Origin of the sequence: Chitinophaga pinensis DSM 2588 (assembly GCF_000024005.1) — a bacterium.
Lineage (GTDB): Bacteria > Bacteroidota > Bacteroidia > Chitinophagales > Chitinophagaceae > Chitinophaga > Chitinophaga pinensis.
The window spans coordinates 3,828,718-3,850,719 of the sequence record NC_013132.1 but is presented as its reverse complement, the minus strand read 5'-3'; the positions used below and the strand labels follow the sequence as shown (position 1 = coordinate 3,850,719).

The window sequence follows — 22,002 nt, the reverse complement described above, 5'->3', positions numbered from 1 at the left end:
CTTTATTTATCTAATCCGAAGAAGTGACAGGCTTCAGACGGACTATCATACGCCGTAGAAGTCATCCCCAACAACCTTGGGAACCTGAATGTCTGCTGAGGGACGGTATGCCCACCACCCGATATACTGATCAGTTTTACAAAGGCATGTCCTTCTTTTATCCATGTACGCTGAGAGATCGTTCCTGATGTGGTTTCAGGTTGTTGTTCTACAGCGTTGTTCCTGTCTGCAAAATGTTTTGCCGTAGCAGGCGCAGAAATACCGATGCCTACTTTCTTAAAGAAAAGCGTTACTTCTCCTCCCTTATAAGGAATGATCTTATCGGCTGTACCATTGATCAGCAGTACTGGTGGAGTAGCGCCCTGCATCGTACATGAGCAGGTAGCGGCATCCGGTAAACTGGCACACACTGCTGCGATAGCAGCTACCTTTTCAGGTGTTTCCATAGCGAGTCTGAAAGCCATTTGTCCGCCGTTGGAATAGCCAAACACAAACACCTTTGCCGGATCAATATTATATTGACGTTCATAGTATGCGATCAATGTATGCAAAAAGCCCATATCGTCAATATTCAACTGTTTTGCCTCAAAAGGAGCATTGATACGGCAATCATTCCAGTTGCCTTTATAACCGTCGGGATAAGCGACAAGAAAGCCATGTTTATCTGCCAGCTGATCGAAGCTATAACCGGTCCATTCCCTGAAACGCTTCCCGTCCAGACCGGAACCATGTAACATAATGACAAGTGCCGGATGATCGGGTGCTTTAGCAGGCACATATGAAAGGAAGCTACGTTCCAGTTCGCCCACCTTAATTTTAGATGTTCTGATAGTTGCGCTGAGCGGGGGCGTCTTAGGTATGGGCGTATAGACATAGTAACTGTACAAAGCGGCGATGATGACCAGTAATACGGCCAGGCTGATACATCCAATCTTTAGTAAATACATTGCTGATAGTTTTAATTTCCTGTAATGCCGCAAACTTATGTACATTAGTTCCCGCTTTCGTATTGATAAGTTAAAGGTTAGCGCTAACCTTGAAGTAACTGCCTGAACTATGCACGAGTGTAATTTTAAGGATCCGTTATCCGATCAGCAATGTGAAGAGATGATCAATGCTGTGGGAGACGCCCTGTATGTCATCGGAGGAAAATGGAAACTGCGGATTATCATCGCACTTTCCAATGGAAGGAAACGTTTTAACGAATTGCAGAAGGCTTTAAACGGTATTTCTGCCAGGGTCTTGTCAAATGATCTGAAAGATCTTGAACTGAACGGTTTCGTCCGCAGAATTGAACGTAGTGAATCCAGCACATTGCTGGTAGAATATGAATTGCTGGAGTACAGTCACACACTGCTGAATGTCATCTCCTCGCTGAATGAATGGGGCACCATGCATAAGAAAAAGATCATGCATAAAGATTGAAAAAAATAGCCCCCCCAAGAATGGGGAACGGCCTAGATTAAAACAGAAAATCTTTATTACATCATCTTACGATATTTCTTGTGTAATTGAACGGCAGCTTTCACGGCGTCTCCCTGTGGCTTTACGGCATATTTATCATGCCCGTTCGCCCATTTCCACTCAAATGCCTTCACCTGCTCTTCAAATGCCTTTAAATCGGCTGTTTCGCCCTTTTTGAGGCTGGACTCCAGCAAAGTGAAGAACTGCTGCCAACGAGGCTTATAAAAGCCTTTAATCAGCCCGTTCCACTGACGGTTTGAATATTCGTGTACCGGACTATCCTTATCCCCCCACAAGGTCACCAGGTCTTTTGCATTGAACTCATACAGGTCCTGCTCTGCCGGCGTAATACCATTACTGCGCGCATCGCTTACCCATTTGCCCAATAGAAATCCTTCCTGAGTCCCCAGCAGCATATCCATGTCATCCAGTAGTCCGATGAATTGTGTGCTGTATTGTTTAAATGCCGCCAGATCTTTATTGCGATAAGCAGTCGCTACACGCTGTTGTAATGGACTGGCATAGTTACCAAGCACCTGACGGGTCAGGTCTACCAGGTCATACTTAAATCCTTCTGTTGGCTTCAGCTGTGCGGCTGCATTGATGAAGAGATCCCATGCCGGTACTACTTTGGCAGGATCATATTCAAGTTTGGTCTTTACTCTCTCTGCTGCGATATCCAGTGTTGGTCTTGCAACAATGATCGATTCCGGCGCGCCTTCTGTCGGACCGCCAATATACACGGTATGATACAGGATCTGCCATGCCTTGTTTACTGCCTCATTCTCTGCACCGTATCGTTGTTTTGCATACGATTGCAGCCAGGTATCTACGTTGATCGGCTGATCTCTCCAAACGTTATCAATCATCAGCTGGTACAGCGCAGGATTCTGCTCAATGCCCTCCGGCGTCAGACCAATACCCGACATCTTTCCGGAAGCAGGATCATGCAACGCAGTAGCCGGATCGTGTGCAGCGGCATCCATTCCACCCCACATACCGGTATTACCACCAAAGTTGTGCAGCATATTCCAGATCCATGGTTTGCCGTAATAAGCCTGTGTATTCCTCCATTCAGGATGACTTTCACTATACAGATCCAGTACGATCATATGATCATCAGGCACTGCATTTAACAAGGCTCTGATCTGTGGCTGATGCCAGTAACTCGCATTATAATGGAACATCCATCCCTGCATTACCCACACGGCTTTCGGATCAGCAGCTGCCATAGACGCATATACCTTACGACTCATGGCATCCAGGAATGAAGAATCGCTCGAAGGCGGCACATTTTCATTGAAGGTATCCGCTGAGTAAAAGTGATCAGTACCAAAAGCTTTGGTCTGTGCTTCCAGGAACTTCTTCCCGATCTTGTCAAACATCGGACTGTTTGGATCGAGGATATATACATCCGGGAAACCAGCGTCCCAGTTAGTCGGCTTTACGATCTCATTCGGATATTTATCTTTAAAGGCTGGCGGTACGTGTCCGGTAAAGGCTGGTAATATTGGCAACATACCCATACTACGTTCTGCGGCCAGTATCTGTTGCTGTAATACCTTATGGCTGTCTTTCCAGTGTTGTGGCAATGGACCGCCCCATGCATCGATATTCCCCATCCAGAGCCAGGAGAAATAAGCGGGTCCGCTGAAGAACTTGTCCAGTTCTGCATCCGTAAAGCCCATCTCTTTATACACTTCCTGCCAGATCGCTTCTTCACCGGTAAGCGCCAATGGCATGTTAATACCATTCATCGCCATCCAGTCTATTTCCTGCTGCCATCTCTCCCAGTTCCACCAGCTCATGCTGTACTGGAATGTACAGTAGTTGATATAATAACGGTACCTGTACGGCGTCACATGATGCTCTTTCTCTTTCACAACCGGCAATACAGCCGGCAGGTGCAGGTTGGTGCCGTTCCAGGTAATGATTGAATTACAGTAATTTCTGAGATAGTAGTTCAATGCTGATGCTACGCTCACGCCGTTGTTTCCGCGCAACATAATACGGCTGCCGTTACTTTCTATTTCAAATACATCCTTTCCGTTATCCGCAGGCAGGTATTCGCAGGTAAATGCGGTAGCCCTGTCCTTTACTACCCTTTTCAAAAACGCCTCCGTAGCGGCCTTGTCCAGCTGTGCAAACGCAGGTAATCCCGCGGTGCTGAGCAACAAGGCAGCAATGATCTTTTTCAATTGCATGAAGAAACTACTTTAAAGGAAAATGGCGGATGAAACCAGCCATTTTCCTTCAGATTGATGAATGATAGTTGTGTTAGTAATTCTCGTTTTGCTTCAGTACACCATTGCTCTTATCAATCTCTGTTTGGGGCAATGGGAAATAATAATGCTTAGGTCTGATGAAATTACGTGCCTGCACCAGGATATTACCATCTCTGCCATATTTGGGCTTATTATAGTAAGTGGTAATATCCAGCAGACCTGCTTTGTCCCAACGCATCAGGTCCTGATGGCGTTCATTTTCACCACTCAGTTCCATACGACGTTCATGGATAACGGCTGGCATACCTGCGCCGCTTACATCGCCCAGGCCCGCTCTTTTACGCACTTTATTGATCTCTGTATCACCTGCACCCGCACCAGCGGTACGGATCTTCGCTTCCGCTACCAGCAACATGATATCTGCTGTTCTCAATAAAGGCGTTTTCAGGGAATAGTTCAGACCACCGTTAGGTTTCCAGTAAGAGAATTTACGGAAGTGATAACCGGTCTCTGACATGTTTGCATTGTATGTGGCGATAGAAGAACCGATATTGATCTTATCACCAGGAGACATGATCGATACTGCCTTACGCGCATCATTCTGTTCGAATTCATCTACCAGTTGCTTCAGTGGCTGGTGGAAGTTCCATCCGTTCCATTCACGCGGTGTATAGTAAGTAGTGAAATCTGAGTAACCCCAGGTATCGCTTGTCTGCACGGCAAACAGCATTTCATCATTGTTACTTGTTTCTGGTGTGAAGTTCGCTACATAAGTCGGCGCAAGATTGTACTTACCGCTGTTGATCACTTTCTCACCATAGATGATTGCCTGATCCAGCTTTTCCCAGTACATATACAACTTACACAGTAAGCCCCATGCGGAACCTTTTGATACACGACCTCTGTCAGCACCTTCATAACTATCCGGCAGTAAGTCTGCCGCTGCCAGCAGGTCCGTCTGGATCATGGAGCGCAGACTGTCTATACCTACTTTCGGTTTGTTATAATTACCTGTCAGTACATCGTCTTCTGATACTACCGGCGCTTCTCCGTATACCAGCATCAGTCTCCAGTATGCAAATGCACGCAGGAAACGTGCTTCACCCAGACAACGGTTTTTAATATCCTCGTCGATGGAAGTGATTTTTGGAATGTATATCAACGCACTGTTTGCGCGGTTGATCATTTCATATTTCCATTTCCAGCCGAAACGGACCTGTGCATTTGCTGCATCGTAGGTAAGGTTTTCGATGGCTACATCTTCAGAATGGTCACCTGCACGGTACTGATCGTCAGAAGGATCATCAAAGGTAAACTCGGCATGTCCCGTGAAATCTTCTTCCAGCAGTACGTTGTAAATACCGGTAATACCATTAACTGCGTCTGACTGGTTACGCCAGTAGGTAGCGGTCGTATAGGTGCCTTTCGGTGTTACGTCCAGGATGCTATCGCAGGAAGTCATGGAAGTGAACAGTACCGCAGCTATAATTAAAAGTTTATAACGATTTTTTGTTGTCATGGTTCATTGGTTAAATGAAGCTTAGAAATTCATTGAAGCACCAAATGTTATACTTCTTGCCTGTGGATAGGTGGCTACGTCCACACCTCTTTGTTTATTACCGTCTGTATAACCCAGTTCAGGATTCAGACCGGAGTAGTTGGTGATGATGAACATATTCTGTCCGGCTACATACACACGGATACCAGGCGCATTGGACTGGCCACCCCATACTTTCGCAGGAATGGTATATCCGAGTGAAACGTTGCGCAGGGCGAAATAGTTACCTTTTTCAATGAACCTGTCTGACGTACGGTAGTTACCATTGTTATCGCTCAGGGTCATACGGGATACGCTGTTGCTGGTACCCTCACCATGCCAGCGGTTCAGCTGTTCTGCATAGTAATTGTATGAATAGGTGGGATCCAGGCCCTGCATTTTATCTGCGTTATACAGTTTTACACCTGCTACACCGGTAAAGGAGAGGTTCAGGTCAAAGCCTTTGAAGTTACCACCTGCCTGGAAACCGTATTGCAGACGTGGGTTAGGATCACCCAGATACACACGGTCGGCTTCCGTGATTGCACCGTCATTATTAACGTCTACGAAACGTACGTCACCTGGTTTGATATTCGCTTTCCTGCCATCTTTAGCGATATAAGGATCGTTGTCTATCTGTGCCTGGTTCTGATACAGACCAGCTGTTTTCCATCCGTAGAAAGAAGCGATTGGCTGTCCTTCGTAGGTACGGGAGATTTCCTGGTTCTGGCGACCGTAGTTAGACGAACCGATATAAGAATTGCTGGAATACAATCTGGTCACTTTATTCTTCAGTACAGTGGCGTTAGCGGCTAGGAAATAAGTAAACGCTTTTTTACCACCCTGATAGGACACTTCAAACTCCCAACCGTGGTTGTTCAGTCTGCCCATATTCTCATCAGGCACTGTAGATGTACCGTGCAGGTCCGGCTTTGCAGCAGGTACCAGCATGTCGATGGTATTCTTGTCAAAGTAAGTGATGGTACCATTCAGCGCGTTGTTCAGGAATCCGATCTCCATGCTGATGTTGGTCATGTGTGCTTTTTCCCAGGTAATAGCGTTGTTCGCAAGACTGGAATTCCAGATCCCGGTATAAGGCACATCACCGAAGTTATACTTACGGTTTTTAACCACGGTAGCTAAGTACTGGAATTCGGTCACGTTCTGGTTACCCAGTACGCCCCATCCACCTGTCAGTTTCAGATTGCTGACAGCATGTACGTTATTCCTGAAGAAGGCTTCATCAGAAACACGCCATCCTGCAGATACAGCAGGGAAATAGCCCCAGCGGTTACCCGGTGCAAATCTGGAAGAACCATCTGCACGCATAGTAGCGGTCAGCAGGTATTTGCCTTTAAAGCTATAGAAACCTCTTACAAATCCGGATGCCAGGATGTTGGTAGCATAATAGTTACCAGCGGCATTGTATACGATGGAACCATTGTCCAGCACCAGTACATAAGGAGATTCATCATCAAAGCCATTACGCTGTGCGTTGAAATAGCTACCTGTATATTTCTGGTAGGAAACACCGCCTGTTAAGGATATCTGATGTTTCTGTGCAAGGGTCTTATTATAACTCAGGAAAGCTTCTCCCAGGTGTTGATTGGTACTTGTATTCGCCTGGTTTAATTCTGCATCGTCACGGGTACGTACCTGTGTCAGTGTCTTAGGCAGGAAGCTGAAAGAGTTGCTCAGCGTTCCGTCAAATGCGTAGTTCAGCCGCAGTTTCAGGTCTCTGATGATCTCTACTTCTGCAAAAGCATTTGCCAGGATACGATAGTTCTTAATCCACGCATCTGTTGTTTCAGCGGTATATACCGGGTTGTTGATGTCACCCAGTTCATTGCTGCCCTGAGCGGATCCGTAGTTACCTGTTTCATCCTTCACAGGAATAGCAGGGTTGAAACGCAGGGCGCTGAAGATAAGACCCGTCTGTGAGGAATAGGTATCCAGTGAATTACCCTTACGGGCGGTCAGTTGTAAGTTCTCCCCTACTTTCAGGCGGCTGTTGATCCTGTGTTCGGAATTGATACGTACGGTGAAACGTTTGAAATAGGTATTGGTGATCAATCCTTTTTCATCATAGTAGCCCAGTGAGAACAGGTAGTTGGAAAATGCACTACCGCCTTTGATAGACACATCCGCATTGGTCACGTGACCGGTATTGAATAATGCTTTCTGCCAGTCGCTACGCTGTACCGCATAATATGGATCCTGCCAGATAGCTGGTACGGACAAACCATCATTGGTATAACGTTCCTGTTTCAGTTTTACGAGATCAGGCGCAGTTAACAGCGGCAGATATTTACGCACGTTAGATACACCACGATAGATGTTTACGGAGGTATTCAGCTTTTCGTTGTAAGTACCTTTCTTAGTGGTAATGATGATTACACCGTTAGCAGCGCGGGTACCATAGATAGCAGAAGAAGAAGCGTCTTTCAGTACTTCCATGGAAGCGATATCATTATTATTGATATCACTCAGGCCGGAAGAGGCAGCAGGCACACCATCGATCACGATCAACGGTTCTGAGTTATTGATAGTACCTGTACCACGGATACGGATACTTGGCGTCGTACCAGGAGATCCATCCGAACGAACGATATCGACACCAGCTACGCGGCCCTGAATGGCCTGTGCGGCATCACTCACCGGCAGGTTTTTGATATCTGCGCCTTTTACGGTGGAGATAGTACCGGTCAGGTCGCGTCTTGTCTGTACACCATAACCCACTACTACTACGTCATTCAGACTGGTAGTACTGGTGGACAGGGTAATATTATTCAGGTTGGAGAGCGCGCTGACAGTCACCGGAGAGAATCCGATAGTCTTGAATACCAGCGAGTCATTGTTTTCAACCCTGATAGAGAAGCTACCAGTAGCGTCAGTAGTTACACCCCTGTTTTTGCCTTTTACGCCTACGGTAACACCGATCAGCGGCTGGCCTTTATCATCTTTTACCTTACCTTTTACAGTGATAGCGGTATCCACCGGCAGTGACAACATATCGCCTTCCAGCGCCATATCAGCCATCACGCTCCGGGTATTCCGGGTAATAATGATCTGTGTTTTATTCTGTTCGAAACTAAAATCAGAGGTATTGAGCAGTTGTGCCAGGACTTTGTCCACCGGCATATTGCTGACATGCATACTTACGGGTGCAGTCGCCTTGATGTGGGAGGAATTGTAAACAAAACGGAAAGGCGTCATCTGCTGGATCCTTTCCAGAACGGCTGACAGCTTCATATTGCTGACAGTCAGGTTGATCTTTACTTCTCTGATATCCTGTCCGTCGGTATTATTGGCGAACAGAGAAAATGAAAAGGTAAAGGCAAATATCAATATATAAACCGAACATCGCATGAGAAATAATAAGAATTGGATACACGAGCCCCGTGTATGCGCTGTTTTTTCCATAACTTTAATACGATTTGTTGTTAGTAAATAATGAATCCAGGGTATGCAGGTTTGGCGACATGAAATACCCTGTACAGGCGTCCCCTGTACTCAGGTGCAGGGACGTTTTGTTTATATTACGTACTGTTTATACTCTGCGGCATATATGTCCAGATGGTTTTTCTCTTCCTTAATTACATGACAACCCGTGGTTTCTGTTTCACTCACTGACAACCTTTTCCTTCCAGCGTCACAATGCTACTGTCTGCACTGAAGGTATATGTTGTATTATTGATCTTACAAAGTAGATCTATCACACGGGATACTGCTGATTCTTTCTCAAAACTGGCAGTGATCATACACTGCTCTAACGTGTTGTTGGCGAATACTACTTTAACATGATATTTTCTGTTGATGGCCCGGGCTATTTCCCCGAAAGACTGATCATAAAACTCCAGTTGTCCGCTTGTCCAGGCATGTGCGTTGGCTGATACTACTTCCTTCAGTACCGGTGGATGCTGGCTCGCATATTTCAGTTGTTTATTAGATGTCAGTACAGTAACTGTTTTTGTTTGTTTGTCCTCCAGTCTGACTTTACCACTTGTTACCGTGATATAAAAAGGCTCGTCAGGATAAGCTTTGATATTGAATGCGGTGCCCAGTACCTGTGTCGTCATACTACCCGACTGTATGATAAAGGGCTTCTCCGGATCGCTGGCTACATCGAAATAGGCTTCCCCTGTCAGATCCAGTTTGCGTTCGTTGAAAAACGGAAAATCTGTATATACCAGGCGGGTTTCAGCATTGAGCCACACCTTACTTCCATCTTTCAGCACGATCTGCTGTGGATACCGTAGTGCCTTATAAACGGCTCTGTTGCTGAAAAACACAGTGAGCAATCCTCCTGTAAGCAGCAGCAATGCGCCTGCCGCCATCTGCCATGCTGATAAGCGTTTTACCAATGACCGTCGTGAACGATGATGGGCTTTTACCCGCTGATCGATCTGCTTCTTCATCCTTGCCTCCAGCGCAGCTTCGTCCTCTTCTGGCAGGTTGATGCTCAATTCCTGCTGATTAAAGGAATAATACCATTTTTCCAGCAAGGCATGCTCCTCAGGAGTGGCAGTACCTTTCAGGTACTTAGCAGTCAGATCAGTCAGCTGTTCTTTGGTCATAATTTCATAGTAAATACAGATAAGAAACGTTTCCTGACAAAGCACAGCAAACCGTGTTCTAAGTAATAGTGTAAAAAAGGCGACCCTACCCTACCTCTCCTGAAAAAATATTTTTTGAATGCTTCCGGTCAGAGGAACCAGACCATGTGTTTCAGTTGTACACGTAACTGACGGAGCGCCCTCGTAATATGCTTTTCGACCGCTTTTGTGGAGATGTTCAGTTTCTCGGAGATATTTTTATTTCCCAGTCCTTCTTCCCTGCTGTAGTGGAACACGAGGCGACATTTTTCCGGTAAACGGTTAATTTCCCGGTTGATCTCATCCTGTAACAATCTGCTTTCGGCGGAAGGCTGCTCTACCGGCAATGACAAGAGCTCTTCCAGGGAAGCAGTACTGTTGGATGGCTGGGCAAAATGATGAAAAACGGCATATTTGGTAGCCGTAGCGAGATAGGTATACAGGTATTTAATATCGGAGCGTTCGCGGGCAGCCCAGAGGCTTGTAAATATCTCCTGGACAATATCTTCTGCTGCCTCACTATCTTTCAGATGGTAAAACGCCAATGCATATAATTTACGCCAGTAGCGAAGGTAAATTTCGTCGAAGGCTTTTGCGTCAGAAAGCCTGACCCTGTTCAATAGTTCATTGTCCTCCAATACGCTGTATGACATAGGCGCCGGTAAAAAGTAACTCAAAGTACCAATAATAATTTTCAAATCCAATACACCGCTTACCGGCAAAACATAAATTTAATCAAGGCTGTACCGCTTTGGAAGGCTTTATTTTCGTTATCTCGCAGACAACGTTCTGTTCTTCATCATCTGAAATAACAGGAGCCGATGCAGGTCTGATATTCATTTTACTGTAAAAAAGGTCGTTATCACAGAAAATAACACCACTGAAATCGCAGTTGTCGAATGTCAGATATTTGATCCCGGATGGCATAAAGTCCCTCCTGTTTATCATATCAGACAGCCAGTACCAACCTGCAATAATACAAACAAAACTAATATATCGGCGCATCCATTACATCATCCCTGGCGGGATCGGTGACATTTTACGATGAATGCACGGAATATAAAAGCAGGGATCCTAATGCCAATAATACATATAACAATGTGATTATTAAATGATTAATCATTCGTTCTATTCATTTTCAGTTATTTACCGGGGAAAAGTAAAATAGCGCCTGATGCGCTGCCTAATGCGAATTTCTATTACTTTTGCAGCCGGTATTTTTTCTAAGAAAAGGTATAGACACAGTTAGTAAAGCATGCATATATTACTCAAAAACGTTCAGGTAGTCGCTCCATCGTCCCCATTTCACGGACAGCAGCAGGATATTTTAATTGAAAACGGCATCATCCGCCAGATTGGGACAGGGCTTTCCGCTCCTCAGGCCAGGGTTGTTTCCGGAGATAATCTGCACGTATCCCTCGGATGGACAGACCTTTTCGCTCATTTCAGCGATCCCGGTCAGGAATACAAGGAAGACCTGCAGAGTGGTGTTGACGCAGCTGCCAAGGGTGGCTATACTACCGTGATGATTGTGCCGAACACCCAGCCGGCCCTTCATACAAAAGCACAGATAGAATATGTGATCAGCCGTACCCGCCACAGCGCGGTACAGGTACTGCCTATCGGGGCGGTGACCAAAAACCTGGAAGGAACTTCGCTGGCAGAGATGTACGAAATGAGGCTCGCAGGTGCGGTTGCTTTCTCAGACGGATTGAAACCGATCCAGTCACCGGGTATTATGCTCAAAGCCCTGCAATATGTAAAGGCTGTTAACGGTACTATCATCCAGTTGCCGGATGACCTCAGCATCTCTTCTCATGGTCTGATGCACGAGGGTATCTACAGCACACAGCTGGGTATGCCGGGTAAACCAGCTATCGCAGAAGAACTGATCATCCAGCGCGACCTTGAGCTGGCACAATATACCGACTCCCGTATCCACTTCACGGGTATCAGTACACGTAAATCAGCAGAACTCATTGCTAACGCGAAAGGAAAGGGTATTAAAGTGACCTGCTCTGTGACGCCTTATCACGTTTCGCTGACGGATGCACACCTCCTCTCTTACGATTCCAATCTGAAACTGAATCCTCCACTGCGTACAGCTGAAGATGTACAGGCATTACGGGATGCGGTGAAAACAGGTGTTATCGACTGCTTTGCTACCCATCACCTGCCACAGGACTGGGATGCCAAACAGGTAGAATTTGAATATGCAAAGAATGGTATGATCGGCCTGGAAAGCGCCTTCGGCGTACTGCGTAAGTACCTGCCGGAAGTACCAGTTGAAAGACTGATAGAAATGCTGTCCGCGCAACCAAGAAAGATCTTCGGACTGCCGGAATTGTCACTTTCTGAAGGCGCGACTGCCAATCTGACTATATTCAATCCGGAAGAAGAGTGGGTACTCAGCACGGCGCATCTGGCCAGCAAGTCTAAAAATTCAGCGTATATTGGCGCGGAATTGAAAGGCAGTGTGAAAGGAATCATCAACGGCCAATATGCCCAAGTTTAAAACAGTCATTCGTGTATGAGTAATGCAACATATCCTAATCCCGGTATAAAATGGGGACTGATAGCCGCTGTAGTGGTGATCGCTACAGGTATAGCCCTGTATTATACCGATCAGCCTACGTTTTTCAGCCTGAAATTCAACTTTATACAACTGCTTATATGTGCGATTGCCGGCTTATTGGCTGGCCTCGAACAAAAGAAACATCAGGGTGGCTTCATCGGTTTCAAAGCCGGGTTACAGCCTATCTTTGCGACTTTTGTTATCGGCACACTGGCAGGTACAGCCCTTACCTATATCATTGTCAACTTTGTAGATCCTGAACTGCCGGCCCGTATGAAAGCCATGGACCTGAAGATGCTGGAAGAGATGTCTAAAACCCATCAGGGGCCGGGTGTTACCGAAGCAGATCTCGACGCGCGACTGACCGAACTGAAACAAAGCGACTACAGCATCACCTTCGTAAGAAGCATACTATCCTATTTTACCGGATTATTCCTTGACTTTGTGATTGCTGCAATACTGGCGGTTGTTATCCGCAGAAAGCGTATTGCATAGATTGGCACTTAATTAGATAGATAAGCATCCTAAACACATTGTTATAAACATGGATATTTCCGTAATCGTTCCCTTAAAAAACGAAGAAGAATCACTGCCTGAACTGGCTGCCTGGATTGACCGTGTCATGCAGGAGCATCGATACTCATATGAAGTATGGATGATAGATGATGGCAGCACTGATAATTCCTGGGATATCATTCAGCAACTCGCCGCCAGCAATCCAAATATAAAAGGCATCAAGTTTCAACGTAACTATGGTAAATCCGCCGCCCTTAATGAAGGCTTCAGAGCCGCACAGGGCGATGTGGCGATTACTATGGATGCCGACCTGCAGGATAGTCCTGACGAAATTCCTGAACTATACCGCATGATCAAAGAAGATGGCTTTGACCTGGTCAGCGGCTGGAAGAAGAAACGTTACGACAGCGCACTCACCAAAAACCTTCCCTCCAAATTATATAACTATACCACTACCCGCATGAGCGGTGTAAGGCTGCATGACATGAACTGCGGACTCAAATCCTACAGTCGTAAAGTCATCAAAAGCATAGAGGTATATGGAGAAATGCACCGTTACATCCCGGTTATCGCCAAATGGAACGGTTTCAGGAAGATTGGTGAGAAAGTGGTAGAGCATCGCGCCCGTAAATACGGCACCTCCAAGTTTGGCCTGGAACGCTTCATCAACGGCTTCCTTGACCTGGCTTCCATCATGTTCATCAGCAAATTCGGAAAACGTCCGATGCACCTCTTCGGCGCACTGGGCACACTTTCCTTTATACTTGGTTTTGGTATCTCCGTATACCTGGCCATTCAGAAATTTGCCTACTCCCAGTATAAGATGACCGAGCGTCCTCTCTTCTACCTGGCCCTGCTGGCAATGATCATAGGGTCACAGTTATTCCTTACCGGCTTCATCGCCGAGCTGGTCACCAGGAACGCGCCGGAGAGGAATGAATATCTTGTGGAATCTATCCTTGATCGCACTAAATAACAGCAGATGGCTAAAAAGAAAATTCTTTTTCTCGGTCCGGCATGGCCATTCAGAGGTGGCTTGTCTGCCTATAATGAAAGACTCGCGGAAGAACTGCAAAAAGATGCAGAAGTAGAAATCTGGACGTTTACCGTACAATACCCCTCCTTCCTTTTTCCGGGCAAGAGCCAGTTTACGGACGCTCCTGCGCCTGCAAACCTGCGTATCCGCAGACTGATCAATTCTGTCAATCCGCTGAACTGGATCAAGGTAGGCCGCATGATCCGTAAATGGAAGCCCGATCTGATCGTAACCAAATACTGGCTCCCGCTGATGGGACCATGTCTGGGTACGCTGCTTCGTCTGGGTAAAAGTAAACACACGCGGGCAGTGTCCATCCTCGATAACGTGATACCACATGAGAAAAGACCTGGTGATGTGCCATTTACAAAATACTTCCTCAAACCCGTAGATGCGTTTATCGCTATGAGCCAGTCCGTACTGGATGATCTGCGTCAGTTTGAGCCCGGTAAACCAGCTTCTCTCATTCCTCATCCTGTATACGACAATTACGGTACGCCTGTATCAAAGTCAGTAGCCAGGGAACAGCTGAAACTGGAGCAGGATAAGAAATACATCCTGTTTTTTGGCTTTATCCGTGAATATAAAGGCTTAGATCTGCTGCTGAAAGCCATGGCCGACGAACGGCTGAAAGCAATGGACGTACGCCTGGTAGTAGCAGGTGAGTTTTATGGCGACTCCGCTAATGTTATGCGTCTCCTGGATGAACTGAAACTAGGCGAAAGGGTGATCCTGCACACTGATTTTATTGCAGAAGACGCGGTAAAAAACTATTTCTGTGCAGCCGATCTGGTGGTACAACCTTACAAAAGCGCCACACAGAGTGGTATTTCCCAGATAGCTTATCATTTTGAAAAACCAATGGTGGTTACCCGTGTTGGTGGCCTGGTTGAAATGGTACCGGACAATATCGTCGGTTTCCAGTGTGAACCGGAACCTGCAGATATCGCTGCTAAGATTGCGAAGTACTACACCGACAACCGCGAGGCTGATATGACGGCCGCTGTTCGTGTAGAGAAAAAGCAATATTCCTGGGAAAGACTGGCCGGAGAGATTAACCGACTGGTTTACAGTAAATAATACGATATATTACATGCTTTAACCGGAAAGATCTGCCAAGGTCGTTCCGGTTATTTTTTTGCGGTTAATATATAAGCAATATTTTAACTTCTTTTAAACAAGATCGCGAGATACACATGCGCAATTGTTTTATCTTGCAGCACTTATAAAAACGGAATTACTGTGATTTATCGTAGCAAAGCACCATTACGCCTGGGCCTGGCCGGAGGCGGAACAGATGTAAGCCCCTACTCTGACATGTACGGCGGCGCAATCCTCAATGCCACTATTTCCCTTTATGCCCGCGCAGCGATCGAACCTATCACTGAAAACAAGGTTTACTTCGAATGCGCCGACAGGAATGAAACACTGGTATGCGAGGCTGACTTCCCGCTTCCGCTGGATGGTAAACTGGAGATACTGAAGGGAGTGATTAACCGTATACATAAAGACTACGGCATTCCGTCCGGCTTTAAACTGACCACTTTTGTAGATGCGCCCGCCGGTTCCGGTCTGGGTACCTCTTCTACACTGGTTGTAGCCGTACTCGGAGCCTTCGCTGAATGGCTGAAACTTCCCCTGGGTGAATACGATATGGCACACCTGGCCTACGTGATCGAAAGAGAAGACCTGCAACAGGCAGGTGGTAAACAGGACCAGTATGCCGCTACTTTCGGCGGTGTGAACTTCATGGAGTTCTATCACGACGATAAAGTAATTGTAAACCCGCTGCGCATCAAGGATAAATACCTGGATGAACTGGAGAACAACCTGGTATTGTACTATACCTCTACCAGCCGTCTTTCCAGCAGCATCATTTCCGAACAACAGAAAAACGTTCACGAAAAGAAAGAAGCTTCCATTGAAGCCATGCACCACCTGAAAGAACAGGCAGTCATGATGAAAGAAGCTCTTCTTCGTGGTAACATTGATAAAATTGGCGATATTCTTGATTACGGTTTCCAGCATAAAAAGAACATGGCCAAAGGTATTACCAACTCACAACTGGATAATATCTATGACGCAGCTAAACGTGCAGGAGCATCCGGTGGTAAGATCTCCGGCGCCGGTGGCGGTGGATTTATGATCTTTTATTGCCCGGGTAACAGCCGCTATCAGGTAGTGGAGGCACTGAATACTTTCGGCGGACAGGTTAAACGTTACCACTTTACGCACAACGGCGTAAATAGCTGGTGCATGTAATTCTACAATTGAACAACGACATCATTTCATGAGTAACAATATCATCAAAACAATACAGGAAAGTATCGCCGTAAAGCAGGCTATCTGCGAAGATGCAAACCTGATCAATACTATACAGCAGGTAGCTAATGTAATCACCAGCAGTCTGCAACAGGGACATAAGATCCTGTTCTGTGGTAATGGCGGCAGCGCGGCTGATGCACAACACCTCGCAGCTGAATTCTCCGGACGTTTTTATAAAGACAGAACACCGCTGTATGCAGAAGCGCTGCATTGCAATACCTCTTATCTGACCGCCGTAGGCAACGACTATGGTTATGACCAGGTATACGCACGCATCCTCAGAGGTATCGGTCAGGCGGGTGACGTACTGGTAGGTATTTCTACCTCCGGTAACTCCGCTAACATCCTGGAAGCGTATAAAGTAGCGAAAAGCAAAGGAATGATCGTCATCAGTATGACCGGTCACTCCGGTGGCAAAATGAAAGACGGCAGCGATTATCTGCTGAATATGCCTTCTTCTGATACCCCTCGTATCCAGGAGTCACACATCACCGTCGGACATATCATCTGCGAAATCGTTGAAAACAATCTCTTCCCATGATACAGGAATGTATTGTACTTGCCGGCGGACTCGGAACACGCCTGCGTAGTGTAGTAGCCGATAAACCCAAATGTATGGCGCCTGTCAACGACAAGCCGTTCCTGTTCTACCTGTTGCAGTACCTGATTAAACAAGGTATAACCCATGTCGTACTGTCCCTGGGCTATAAATCAGAACAGGTCATTGAATGGTGTGAACAGGCTGGATTACCACTCACGCTCTCCTACGCAATTGAAGAAGAACCATTAGGTACCGGCGGCGCTATACTGCACGCTATTTCTCATATCAAAGGTGATGAATGTTTTATTGTCAATGGTGATACGTTCTTTGAGGTATCATTATCAGACTTCCATCAGTTTCATCAGCAGACACAAAGTAAACTGACCCTGGCATTGAAACCAATGCGCCAGTTTGAACGTTACGGCAGTGTACAGCTGGATCAGCAGGGCCGTATTACCGCCTTCCTGGAAAAAAAATACTGTGAAGAAGGACTGATCAATGGCGGTGTATACGTGGCTTCCAGCGAATACCTGCAAAGCCTGGGACTACCACAACAGTTCTCCTTCGAAAAGGAAGTACTGGAACCACAGGTACAAAATAACCAGGTGTTTGGCTTTGTAAGCGATACCTATTTTATCGATATCGGAATACCGGCTGACTATGAACAGGTCCAGGTGGATTTCCGTTCATAAGCCTACTAATTGAAGAATATGCAGATTGATGCTTCCTGGACATTGTTCCTCGACAGAGATGGGGTGATCAACAACGAGATCAAAGACGGATACGTGCTCAGCTGGGATATGTTCCATTTCGAAGAAGGTGTACTACCCGCACTGAATCACCTGGCAAAGAAATTCAGCCGTATCGTACTGGTTACCAACCAACGTTGTATAGGCAGAGGACTATTGACAGCAGAAGGACTACAGGAAATACATACCAGGATGCTGGAAGCTATCAGCGCCAAGGGTGGCAGAATAGATAGGATCTACTACTGCCCGGATATTGACAGTAACAGTCCCTGCCGTAAACCGAATGACGGCATGGCCCTACAGGCCAAAGCCGACTTCCCGGAAATAGACTTCTCCAAAGCCATTATGGTGGGTAATACGTTGAGTGATATGAAATTCGGTAAGGACCAGGGTATGACAACCGTTTTCATCCCTTCCACCAAACCGGATCTCCCATTCCCGCACCCGCAGATGGACTATCGTTGTAAAGGACTACTGGAATTTTCCGAGCTCATACAATAATTTTGTATCATATAACGTAATAAGCCTGTAGTTTTCATTTCAACTAAAATTATGATCAGAACCTGCTTTCTATTGTTATGCTGCACATTTCTTTCCTATACCGGCCTGCAGGCCCAGAAGGTAAGGATCAGTCCCGCTAACGAAGAAGTCCTGCGTAAACAACAGGATTCATTACAGGTCCTTTCAGACCTGATCCTCCGTGGACGGGATGAGGCCATCAGACAGAATGCAAATGACCGTTTTATTCCGAAACTGGTACAGGCATTAAAAACGCCCTATTCTTTTTACTTCAGATTTGACTCGCTGACCACTATTTCCATTCAGTATCCGGCAGATAGCGCCTTCCGCATCTTTACCTGGGGACTGGAGCAGGAAACCAGCTTCTATCACCACTACGGGGCGATACAGATGCGCACCGAGGGAGGAGAACTGAAACTGTACCCCCTGTTTGACAGATCTGACTATATCAACAATCAGGACACCATCACCAACAATAAAGAATGGTATGGCTGCATGTATTATAAAGTACAGCACCGCCGCTATTTCAACAAGGATTACTATACCCTCTTCGGCTGGGATGCCAACAATATCCGTAGTCAGAAGAAAATGCTGGATATGCTGACTTTCAAAGATGGCGAACCGGTATTTGGCGGTCCGTTTTTCAGTTTTGCGGAAGACACTATTCCTAAAAAGACGCGTAACCGTATTATACTGGAATATAAAAAAGACGCCACCATCAGTCTGAGCTATAACCCGGAAATGGACATGATTGTATATGATCACCTGATCTCTGAAACCAATCAGCCCTCCAAGCCATCTACCTTCGTACCGGATCTCGATTATGAAGGCTTCAAATGGAAAGCCGGCAAATGGATGCACATTGAAAAAGTCTTCCATGATGCGCTGCCACAAGGCAAGGTCCCTGTAGACCAGCCAATGAATCAGAAGCAGAAAAGGATGATGGATCCGCGCACTGCCGAGGATATCAATGAAGGCTTACAACAACCGAAAAAGCCCAAAGGCAAAAAACAATAAATAAAAAAGAGGGCATCCGCTAAATGGCAGATGCCCTCTTTTTTTATCCGGATACAAACTCCGTTTATTTCCCTTCCCCTTATTGCACCAGCACCTCATCTACAAATAACCAGACGTACTTCCCTTGAAAAGATACCCTTCGGGAATGGTACCAATTGTCTTCGCTACAATCCGTATATAACGGGCCTTTTTCTTCCTTATATTGACATGAAATGACTCCAGGCAAGCTCACCCATTACAGAGCCTTTAAGGTTCTTTTGGGTGCCTGCCAGCTCATATTTCTTTCCATTGCTAATCCTAGTAAAATAAAAAGCCGTCCCGCTGAATGCGAGACGGCTTTTATAAATTGATAAGATATTATCAGAACAATTCTCCCTGTCCCTGTACACCTCCTTCATCTGGTTCCTCTTCGTCAGAGGCCAGTTCGGCACTGATCAACTCTTCTCCGGAGATACGTGTACCTACGGTTCTGTAGTTGGTTACTTCCACGAATTCAGCCAGGTTGATTTCCTCTTCATCCGGGTTACGTTTCTTACCTGTTTTCAGCAGGATAACCGGCTCGGAGTGAGTGGTGATCATTTCCAGATAGTTACCTGCGCCTTCTTTGATGAAGAGGAACTTGTTGTTCATGGTCTGCGTTTCGATCTTGAAACGTTTTGCATTGAACTGTTTCTTGTCTGCATCAAAGTAGATAGCGGATACGACCTTCTCAGGATTGAATTTCTCGATATAAACAAGCTCATTCGGATCATAACGGTTAGTCAGTTCGAAGTTTGTCAGCTCGTAAGTACCATTTTTAAAGGCTACAAAGATCTTGTCTTCTCCGTCGAAGGAACCGATATAAACACCACGTTCTTCCATATTGAGACGTCCGATCTCTGCATCGTACCAGATCTTCTGGCCCGCCAGTGTAGAGGCGCCTTTCTCTTTAAATTTCACGTTGCGGATCGGGTATTTCGTCACCTGGTTACCTTGGGAGTTACGTCCCTTGATGGCAATGGTTTCAAAATACAGGTCAAATTCCTTGTTACGCGCTGCACAGTTAGGGCTCAGACGGATGCTTACCACTTCTGCCTCTCCGTTCGGATTAGCAGAGAAATAATGCACTTTTGAATTCTTCTCTCCTTTCACTGTCAGATCATATTCCTTATCACGGGTAATACCTGTTACATTGAAGCGTTTGGCGTAACTCATACCGGTCTTGCCATCCACGTAAATCATGTTGTAGGTAGTACGTTCGTCATTCTTTCTGAATACATCTACGTGAATGATATCCTTACCTACGAAGACTTTATCAGCTACTTTGGTAATGATCATCTTACCGTCTTTTTTGAAGACGATGATGTTATCGAGGTCAGAACAGTCGGCAACGAATTCATCTTTCTTCAGGGAAGTACCGATGAAACCATCTACTCTGTTCACATAGATCTTCGCATTGGCAATCGCAACCTGCTGTACCTGGATCGTATCGAATGTTTTGATCTCGGTAATACGTTCGCGGCCTTTGCCATATTTCTTGAGCAGGTTCTCATAGTAAGCGACAGTGAAGTCAACCATATTGGCCAGGTCATGCTTCACATCTTTGATATCCGCTTCTATGGATTTGATCTGCTCATTCAGTTCGTTGATATCGAGTCTGTAGATACGGCGTACCGGTTTCTCCGTCAGTTTCAGGATATCTTCACGGGTAATCTCTCTTTTCAGGTTCTTCTTGTAAGGAGCGAAACCTTTGTCGATAGCCGCAATCACTGCTTCCCAGTCTTTGTGTTTCTGCTCCAGTTCCTTATAGATTCCTTTTTCGAAGAAGATCTTTTCCAGGGAAGTATAGTGCCATTTGTCCTGCAATTCGCTGAGTCTGATCTCCAGTTCGCGTTTCAGTAAAGCCTGTGTGAAATCTGCAGAAGATCTCAGCAGTTCGCTTACCGTCAGGAAACGTGGCTTATCGTCGATGATCACGCAGGCATTGGGTGAAATGGATATCTCACAATCTGTGAACGCATACAGCGCATCGATCGTAATATCAGGAGAAATACCAGGCGCCAGCTGCACTTCAATCTCTACATCTTTCGCGGTATTATCTACTACTTTCTTGATCTTGATCTTACCGTTATCATTGGCTTTTACGATAGACTCCATAAGAGCGGTAGTCGTAACGCCATACGGTACGTCTTTGATCAGCAGCGTCTTTTTATCTTTCTCTTCGATATGTGCACGTACACGTACTTTACCACCACGACGACCATCGTTGTAGTTAGCCACGTCTATCATACCGCCGGTAGGGAAATCCGGGAAGATCTCAAATTTCTTTCCTTTCAGGTATTTGATAGACGCTTCCAGCAGTTCTATGAAGTTGTGTGGTAATATTTTGGTAGACAAACCAACCGCAATACCTTCCGCACCCTGTGCCAGCAGCAAAGGGAACTTCATAGGCAGTGCCAAGGGTTCATTCTTACGACCGTCATAGCTCAGCTGCCATTGGGTAGTTTTGCTGTTAAAGCCTACTTCCAGCGCGAACTTAGACAGGCGGGCCTCAATATAACGGGCTGCTGCTGCATCATCACCGGTACGTACATCCCCCCAGTTACCCTGGGTATCTATCAGCAGGTCTTTTTGTCCGAGGTTAACAATCGCATCACCGATAGAAGCATCCCCATGCGGGTGGAACTGCATGGTGGACCCTATCACATTGGCCACTTTATTAAAACGGCCATCGTCCATTTCCTTCATCGCATGCAGGATACGGCGTTGAACAGGCTTTAAACCATCTTCCACGCTGGGTACCGCACGCTCCAGGATCACGTAGGACGCGTAATCAAGGAACCAATTCTCATACATATCCCCCAGGTGGAGGATATTCTGTAATGATTCGTCTGCCGGTTGTGTATTATCGATGTCGCTCATAA

General features: G+C 46.1%; 18 protein-coding genes. 10 read left to right on the top strand and 8 right to left on the bottom strand.

Features of this window, described 5'->3' with window-relative positions; translation table 11 throughout:
- Positions 1-2 precede the first annotated feature (2 nt).
- Positions 3-947 (bottom strand): CE1 family esterase, encoded by a 945-nt coding sequence (locus tag CPIN_RS15555; protein ID WP_012790771.1) that lies wholly within the window; start codon positions 945-947, stop codon positions 3-5.
- Positions 948-1,056: 109 nt separating this feature from the next.
- Between CPIN_RS15555 and CPIN_RS15550 the strand changes: the two genes are divergently transcribed.
- Entirely contained in the window at positions 1,057-1,425 is a 369-nt protein-coding gene (locus CPIN_RS15550) for a winged helix-turn-helix transcriptional regulator (RefSeq protein ID WP_012790770.1), read from the top strand.
- Positions 1,426-1,481: 56 nt separating this feature from the next.
- Here CPIN_RS15550 and CPIN_RS15545 read toward each other — a convergent pair whose 3' ends face one another.
- The 6 genes from CPIN_RS15545 to CPIN_RS15520 all read right to left on the bottom strand — a co-directional run bounded on the left by CPIN_RS15545 (position 1,482) and on the right by CPIN_RS15520 (position 10,748).
- Positions 1,482-3,668: an alpha-N-acetylglucosaminidase gene (locus tag CPIN_RS15545; RefSeq protein ID WP_012790769.1), complete on the bottom strand. Its 2,187-nt coding sequence runs from the start codon at positions 3,666-3,668 to the stop codon at positions 1,482-1,484.
- A 73-nt stretch (positions 3,669-3,741) separates the two neighbouring features.
- Positions 3,742-5,208, bottom strand: a complete 1,467-nt coding sequence (locus CPIN_RS15540) for a RagB/SusD family nutrient uptake outer membrane protein (protein ID WP_012790768.1) — start codon at positions 5,206-5,208, stop codon at positions 3,742-3,744.
- Positions 5,209-5,229: 21 nt separating this feature from the next.
- On the bottom strand, positions 5,230-8,595 hold the full coding sequence (locus CPIN_RS15535) for a TonB-dependent receptor (protein WP_187294771.1): 3,366 nt from the start codon (positions 8,593-8,595) through the stop codon (positions 5,230-5,232).
- Positions 8,596-8,852: 257 nt separating this feature from the next.
- Entirely contained in the window at positions 8,853-9,803 is a 951-nt protein-coding gene (locus CPIN_RS15530) for a FecR family protein (protein ID WP_012790766.1), read from the bottom strand.
- A 128-nt stretch (positions 9,804-9,931) separates the two neighbouring features.
- Positions 9,932-10,474: an RNA polymerase sigma-70 factor gene (locus CPIN_RS15525; RefSeq protein WP_012790765.1), complete on the bottom strand. Its 543-nt coding sequence runs from the start codon at positions 10,472-10,474 to the stop codon at positions 9,932-9,934.
- Positions 10,475-10,556: 82 nt separating this feature from the next.
- Positions 10,557-10,748 (bottom strand): hypothetical protein, encoded by a 192-nt coding sequence (locus CPIN_RS15520; protein WP_012790764.1) that lies wholly within the window; start codon positions 10,746-10,748, stop codon positions 10,557-10,559.
- A gap of 328 nt (positions 10,749-11,076) precedes the next feature.
- On the opposite strand from CPIN_RS15520, the gene CPIN_RS15515 reads away from it, so the two are divergent.
- The 9 genes from CPIN_RS15515 to CPIN_RS15475 all read left to right on the top strand — a co-directional run bounded on the left by CPIN_RS15515 (position 11,077) and on the right by CPIN_RS15475 (position 19,099).
- The gene (locus CPIN_RS15515) at positions 11,077-12,336 is read left to right on the top strand and encodes a dihydroorotase (protein WP_012790763.1); all 1,260 of its coding nucleotides are present in this window, start codon (positions 11,077-11,079) and stop codon (positions 12,334-12,336) included.
- Between the two features lie 15 nt (positions 12,337-12,351).
- Positions 12,352-12,891 (top strand): DUF4199 domain-containing protein, encoded by a 540-nt coding sequence (locus CPIN_RS15510; RefSeq protein WP_012790762.1) that lies wholly within the window; start codon positions 12,352-12,354, stop codon positions 12,889-12,891.
- Between the two features lie 49 nt (positions 12,892-12,940).
- The gene (locus CPIN_RS15505) at positions 12,941-13,888 is read left to right on the top strand and encodes a glycosyltransferase family 2 protein (RefSeq protein WP_012790761.1); all 948 of its coding nucleotides are present in this window, start codon (positions 12,941-12,943) and stop codon (positions 13,886-13,888) included.
- Positions 13,889-13,894: 6 nt separating this feature from the next.
- A complete protein-coding gene (locus CPIN_RS15500) occupies positions 13,895-15,028 on the top strand; it encodes a glycosyltransferase (RefSeq protein ID WP_012790760.1) in 1,134 nt (377 codons plus the stop codon).
- A gap of 162 nt (positions 15,029-15,190) precedes the next feature.
- Positions 15,191-16,210, top strand: a complete 1,020-nt coding sequence (locus tag CPIN_RS15495) for a GHMP family kinase ATP-binding protein (RefSeq protein WP_012790759.1) — start codon at positions 15,191-15,193, stop codon at positions 16,208-16,210.
- A gap of 28 nt (positions 16,211-16,238) precedes the next feature.
- On the top strand, positions 16,239-16,814 hold the full coding sequence (locus CPIN_RS15490) for a D-sedoheptulose-7-phosphate isomerase (protein WP_012790758.1): 576 nt from the start codon (positions 16,239-16,241) through the stop codon (positions 16,812-16,814).
- Positions 16,811-17,506 carry a nucleotidyltransferase family protein gene (locus CPIN_RS15485; protein ID WP_012790757.1) on the top strand — a complete coding sequence of 232 codons (696 nt, stop codon included), beginning with the start codon at positions 16,811-16,813 and terminating at the stop codon, positions 17,504-17,506. Before CPIN_RS15490 ends, CPIN_RS15485 begins: the two co-directional genes overlap by 4 nt.
- Positions 17,507-17,524: 18 nt before the next feature.
- A complete protein-coding gene (locus tag CPIN_RS15480) occupies positions 17,525-18,064 on the top strand; it encodes a D-glycero-alpha-D-manno-heptose-1,7-bisphosphate 7-phosphatase (RefSeq protein WP_012790756.1) in 540 nt (179 codons plus the stop codon).
- A 51-nt stretch (positions 18,065-18,115) separates the two neighbouring features.
- Entirely contained in the window at positions 18,116-19,099 is a 984-nt protein-coding gene (locus tag CPIN_RS15475) for a hypothetical protein (protein ID WP_012790755.1), read from the top strand.
- Positions 19,100-19,459: 360 nt separating this feature from the next.
- Here the strand turns inward: CPIN_RS15475 and CPIN_RS15470 are convergent, their stop codons facing one another.
- On the bottom strand, positions 19,460-22,000 hold the full coding sequence (locus CPIN_RS15470) for a DNA gyrase/topoisomerase IV subunit A (RefSeq protein WP_012790753.1): 2,541 nt from the start codon (positions 21,998-22,000) through the stop codon (positions 19,460-19,462).
- Positions 22,001-22,002 lie beyond the last annotated feature (2 nt).

Bases quoted from the DNA above. Each gene is read 5' to 3' on its own strand.
- CPIN_RS15515 (WP_012790763.1), top strand. From the start codon at position 11,077: ATGCATATATTACTCAAAAACGTTCAGGTAGTCGCTCCATCGTCCCCA.
- CPIN_RS15555 (WP_012790771.1), bottom strand. From the start codon at position 947: ATGTATTTACTAAAGATTGGATGTATCAGCCTGGCCGTATTACTGGTC.
- CPIN_RS15500 (WP_012790760.1), top strand. From the start codon at position 13,895: ATGGCTAAAAAGAAAATTCTTTTTCTCGGTCCGGCATGGCCATTCAGA.
- CPIN_RS15475 (WP_012790755.1), top strand. From the start codon at position 18,116: ATGATCAGAACCTGCTTTCTATTGTTATGCTGCACATTTCTTTCCTAT.
- CPIN_RS15535 (WP_187294771.1), bottom strand. From the start codon at position 8,595: ATGCGATGTTCGGTTTATATATTGATATTTGCCTTTACCTTTTCATTT.
- CPIN_RS15520 (WP_012790764.1), bottom strand. From the start codon at position 10,748: ATGCCATCCGGGATCAAATATCTGACATTCGACAACTGCGATTTCAGT.
- CPIN_RS15530 (WP_012790766.1), bottom strand. From the start codon at position 9,803: ATGACCAAAGAACAGCTGACTGATCTGACTGCTAAGTACCTGAAAGGT.
- CPIN_RS15525 (WP_012790765.1), bottom strand. From the start codon at position 10,474: ATGTCATACAGCGTATTGGAGGACAATGAACTATTGAACAGGGTCAGG.
- CPIN_RS15545 (WP_012790769.1), bottom strand. From the start codon at position 3,668: ATGCAATTGAAAAAGATCATTGCTGCCTTGTTGCTCAGCACCGCGGGA.
- CPIN_RS15470 (WP_012790753.1), bottom strand. From the start codon at position 22,000: ATGAGCGACATCGATAATACACAACCGGCAGACGAATCATTACAGAAT.
- CPIN_RS15505 (WP_012790761.1), top strand. From the start codon at position 12,941: ATGGATATTTCCGTAATCGTTCCCTTAAAAAACGAAGAAGAATCACTG.
- CPIN_RS15485 (WP_012790757.1), top strand. From the start codon at position 16,811: ATGATACAGGAATGTATTGTACTTGCCGGCGGACTCGGAACACGCCTG.
- CPIN_RS15550 (WP_012790770.1), top strand. From the start codon at position 1,057: ATGCACGAGTGTAATTTTAAGGATCCGTTATCCGATCAGCAATGTGAA.
- CPIN_RS15540 (WP_012790768.1), bottom strand. From the start codon at position 5,208: ATGACAACAAAAAATCGTTATAAACTTTTAATTATAGCTGCGGTACTG.
- CPIN_RS15510 (WP_012790762.1), top strand. From the start codon at position 12,352: ATGAGTAATGCAACATATCCTAATCCCGGTATAAAATGGGGACTGATA.
- CPIN_RS15480 (WP_012790756.1), top strand. From the start codon at position 17,525: ATGCAGATTGATGCTTCCTGGACATTGTTCCTCGACAGAGATGGGGTG.
- CPIN_RS15490 (WP_012790758.1), top strand. From the start codon at position 16,239: ATGAGTAACAATATCATCAAAACAATACAGGAAAGTATCGCCGTAAAG.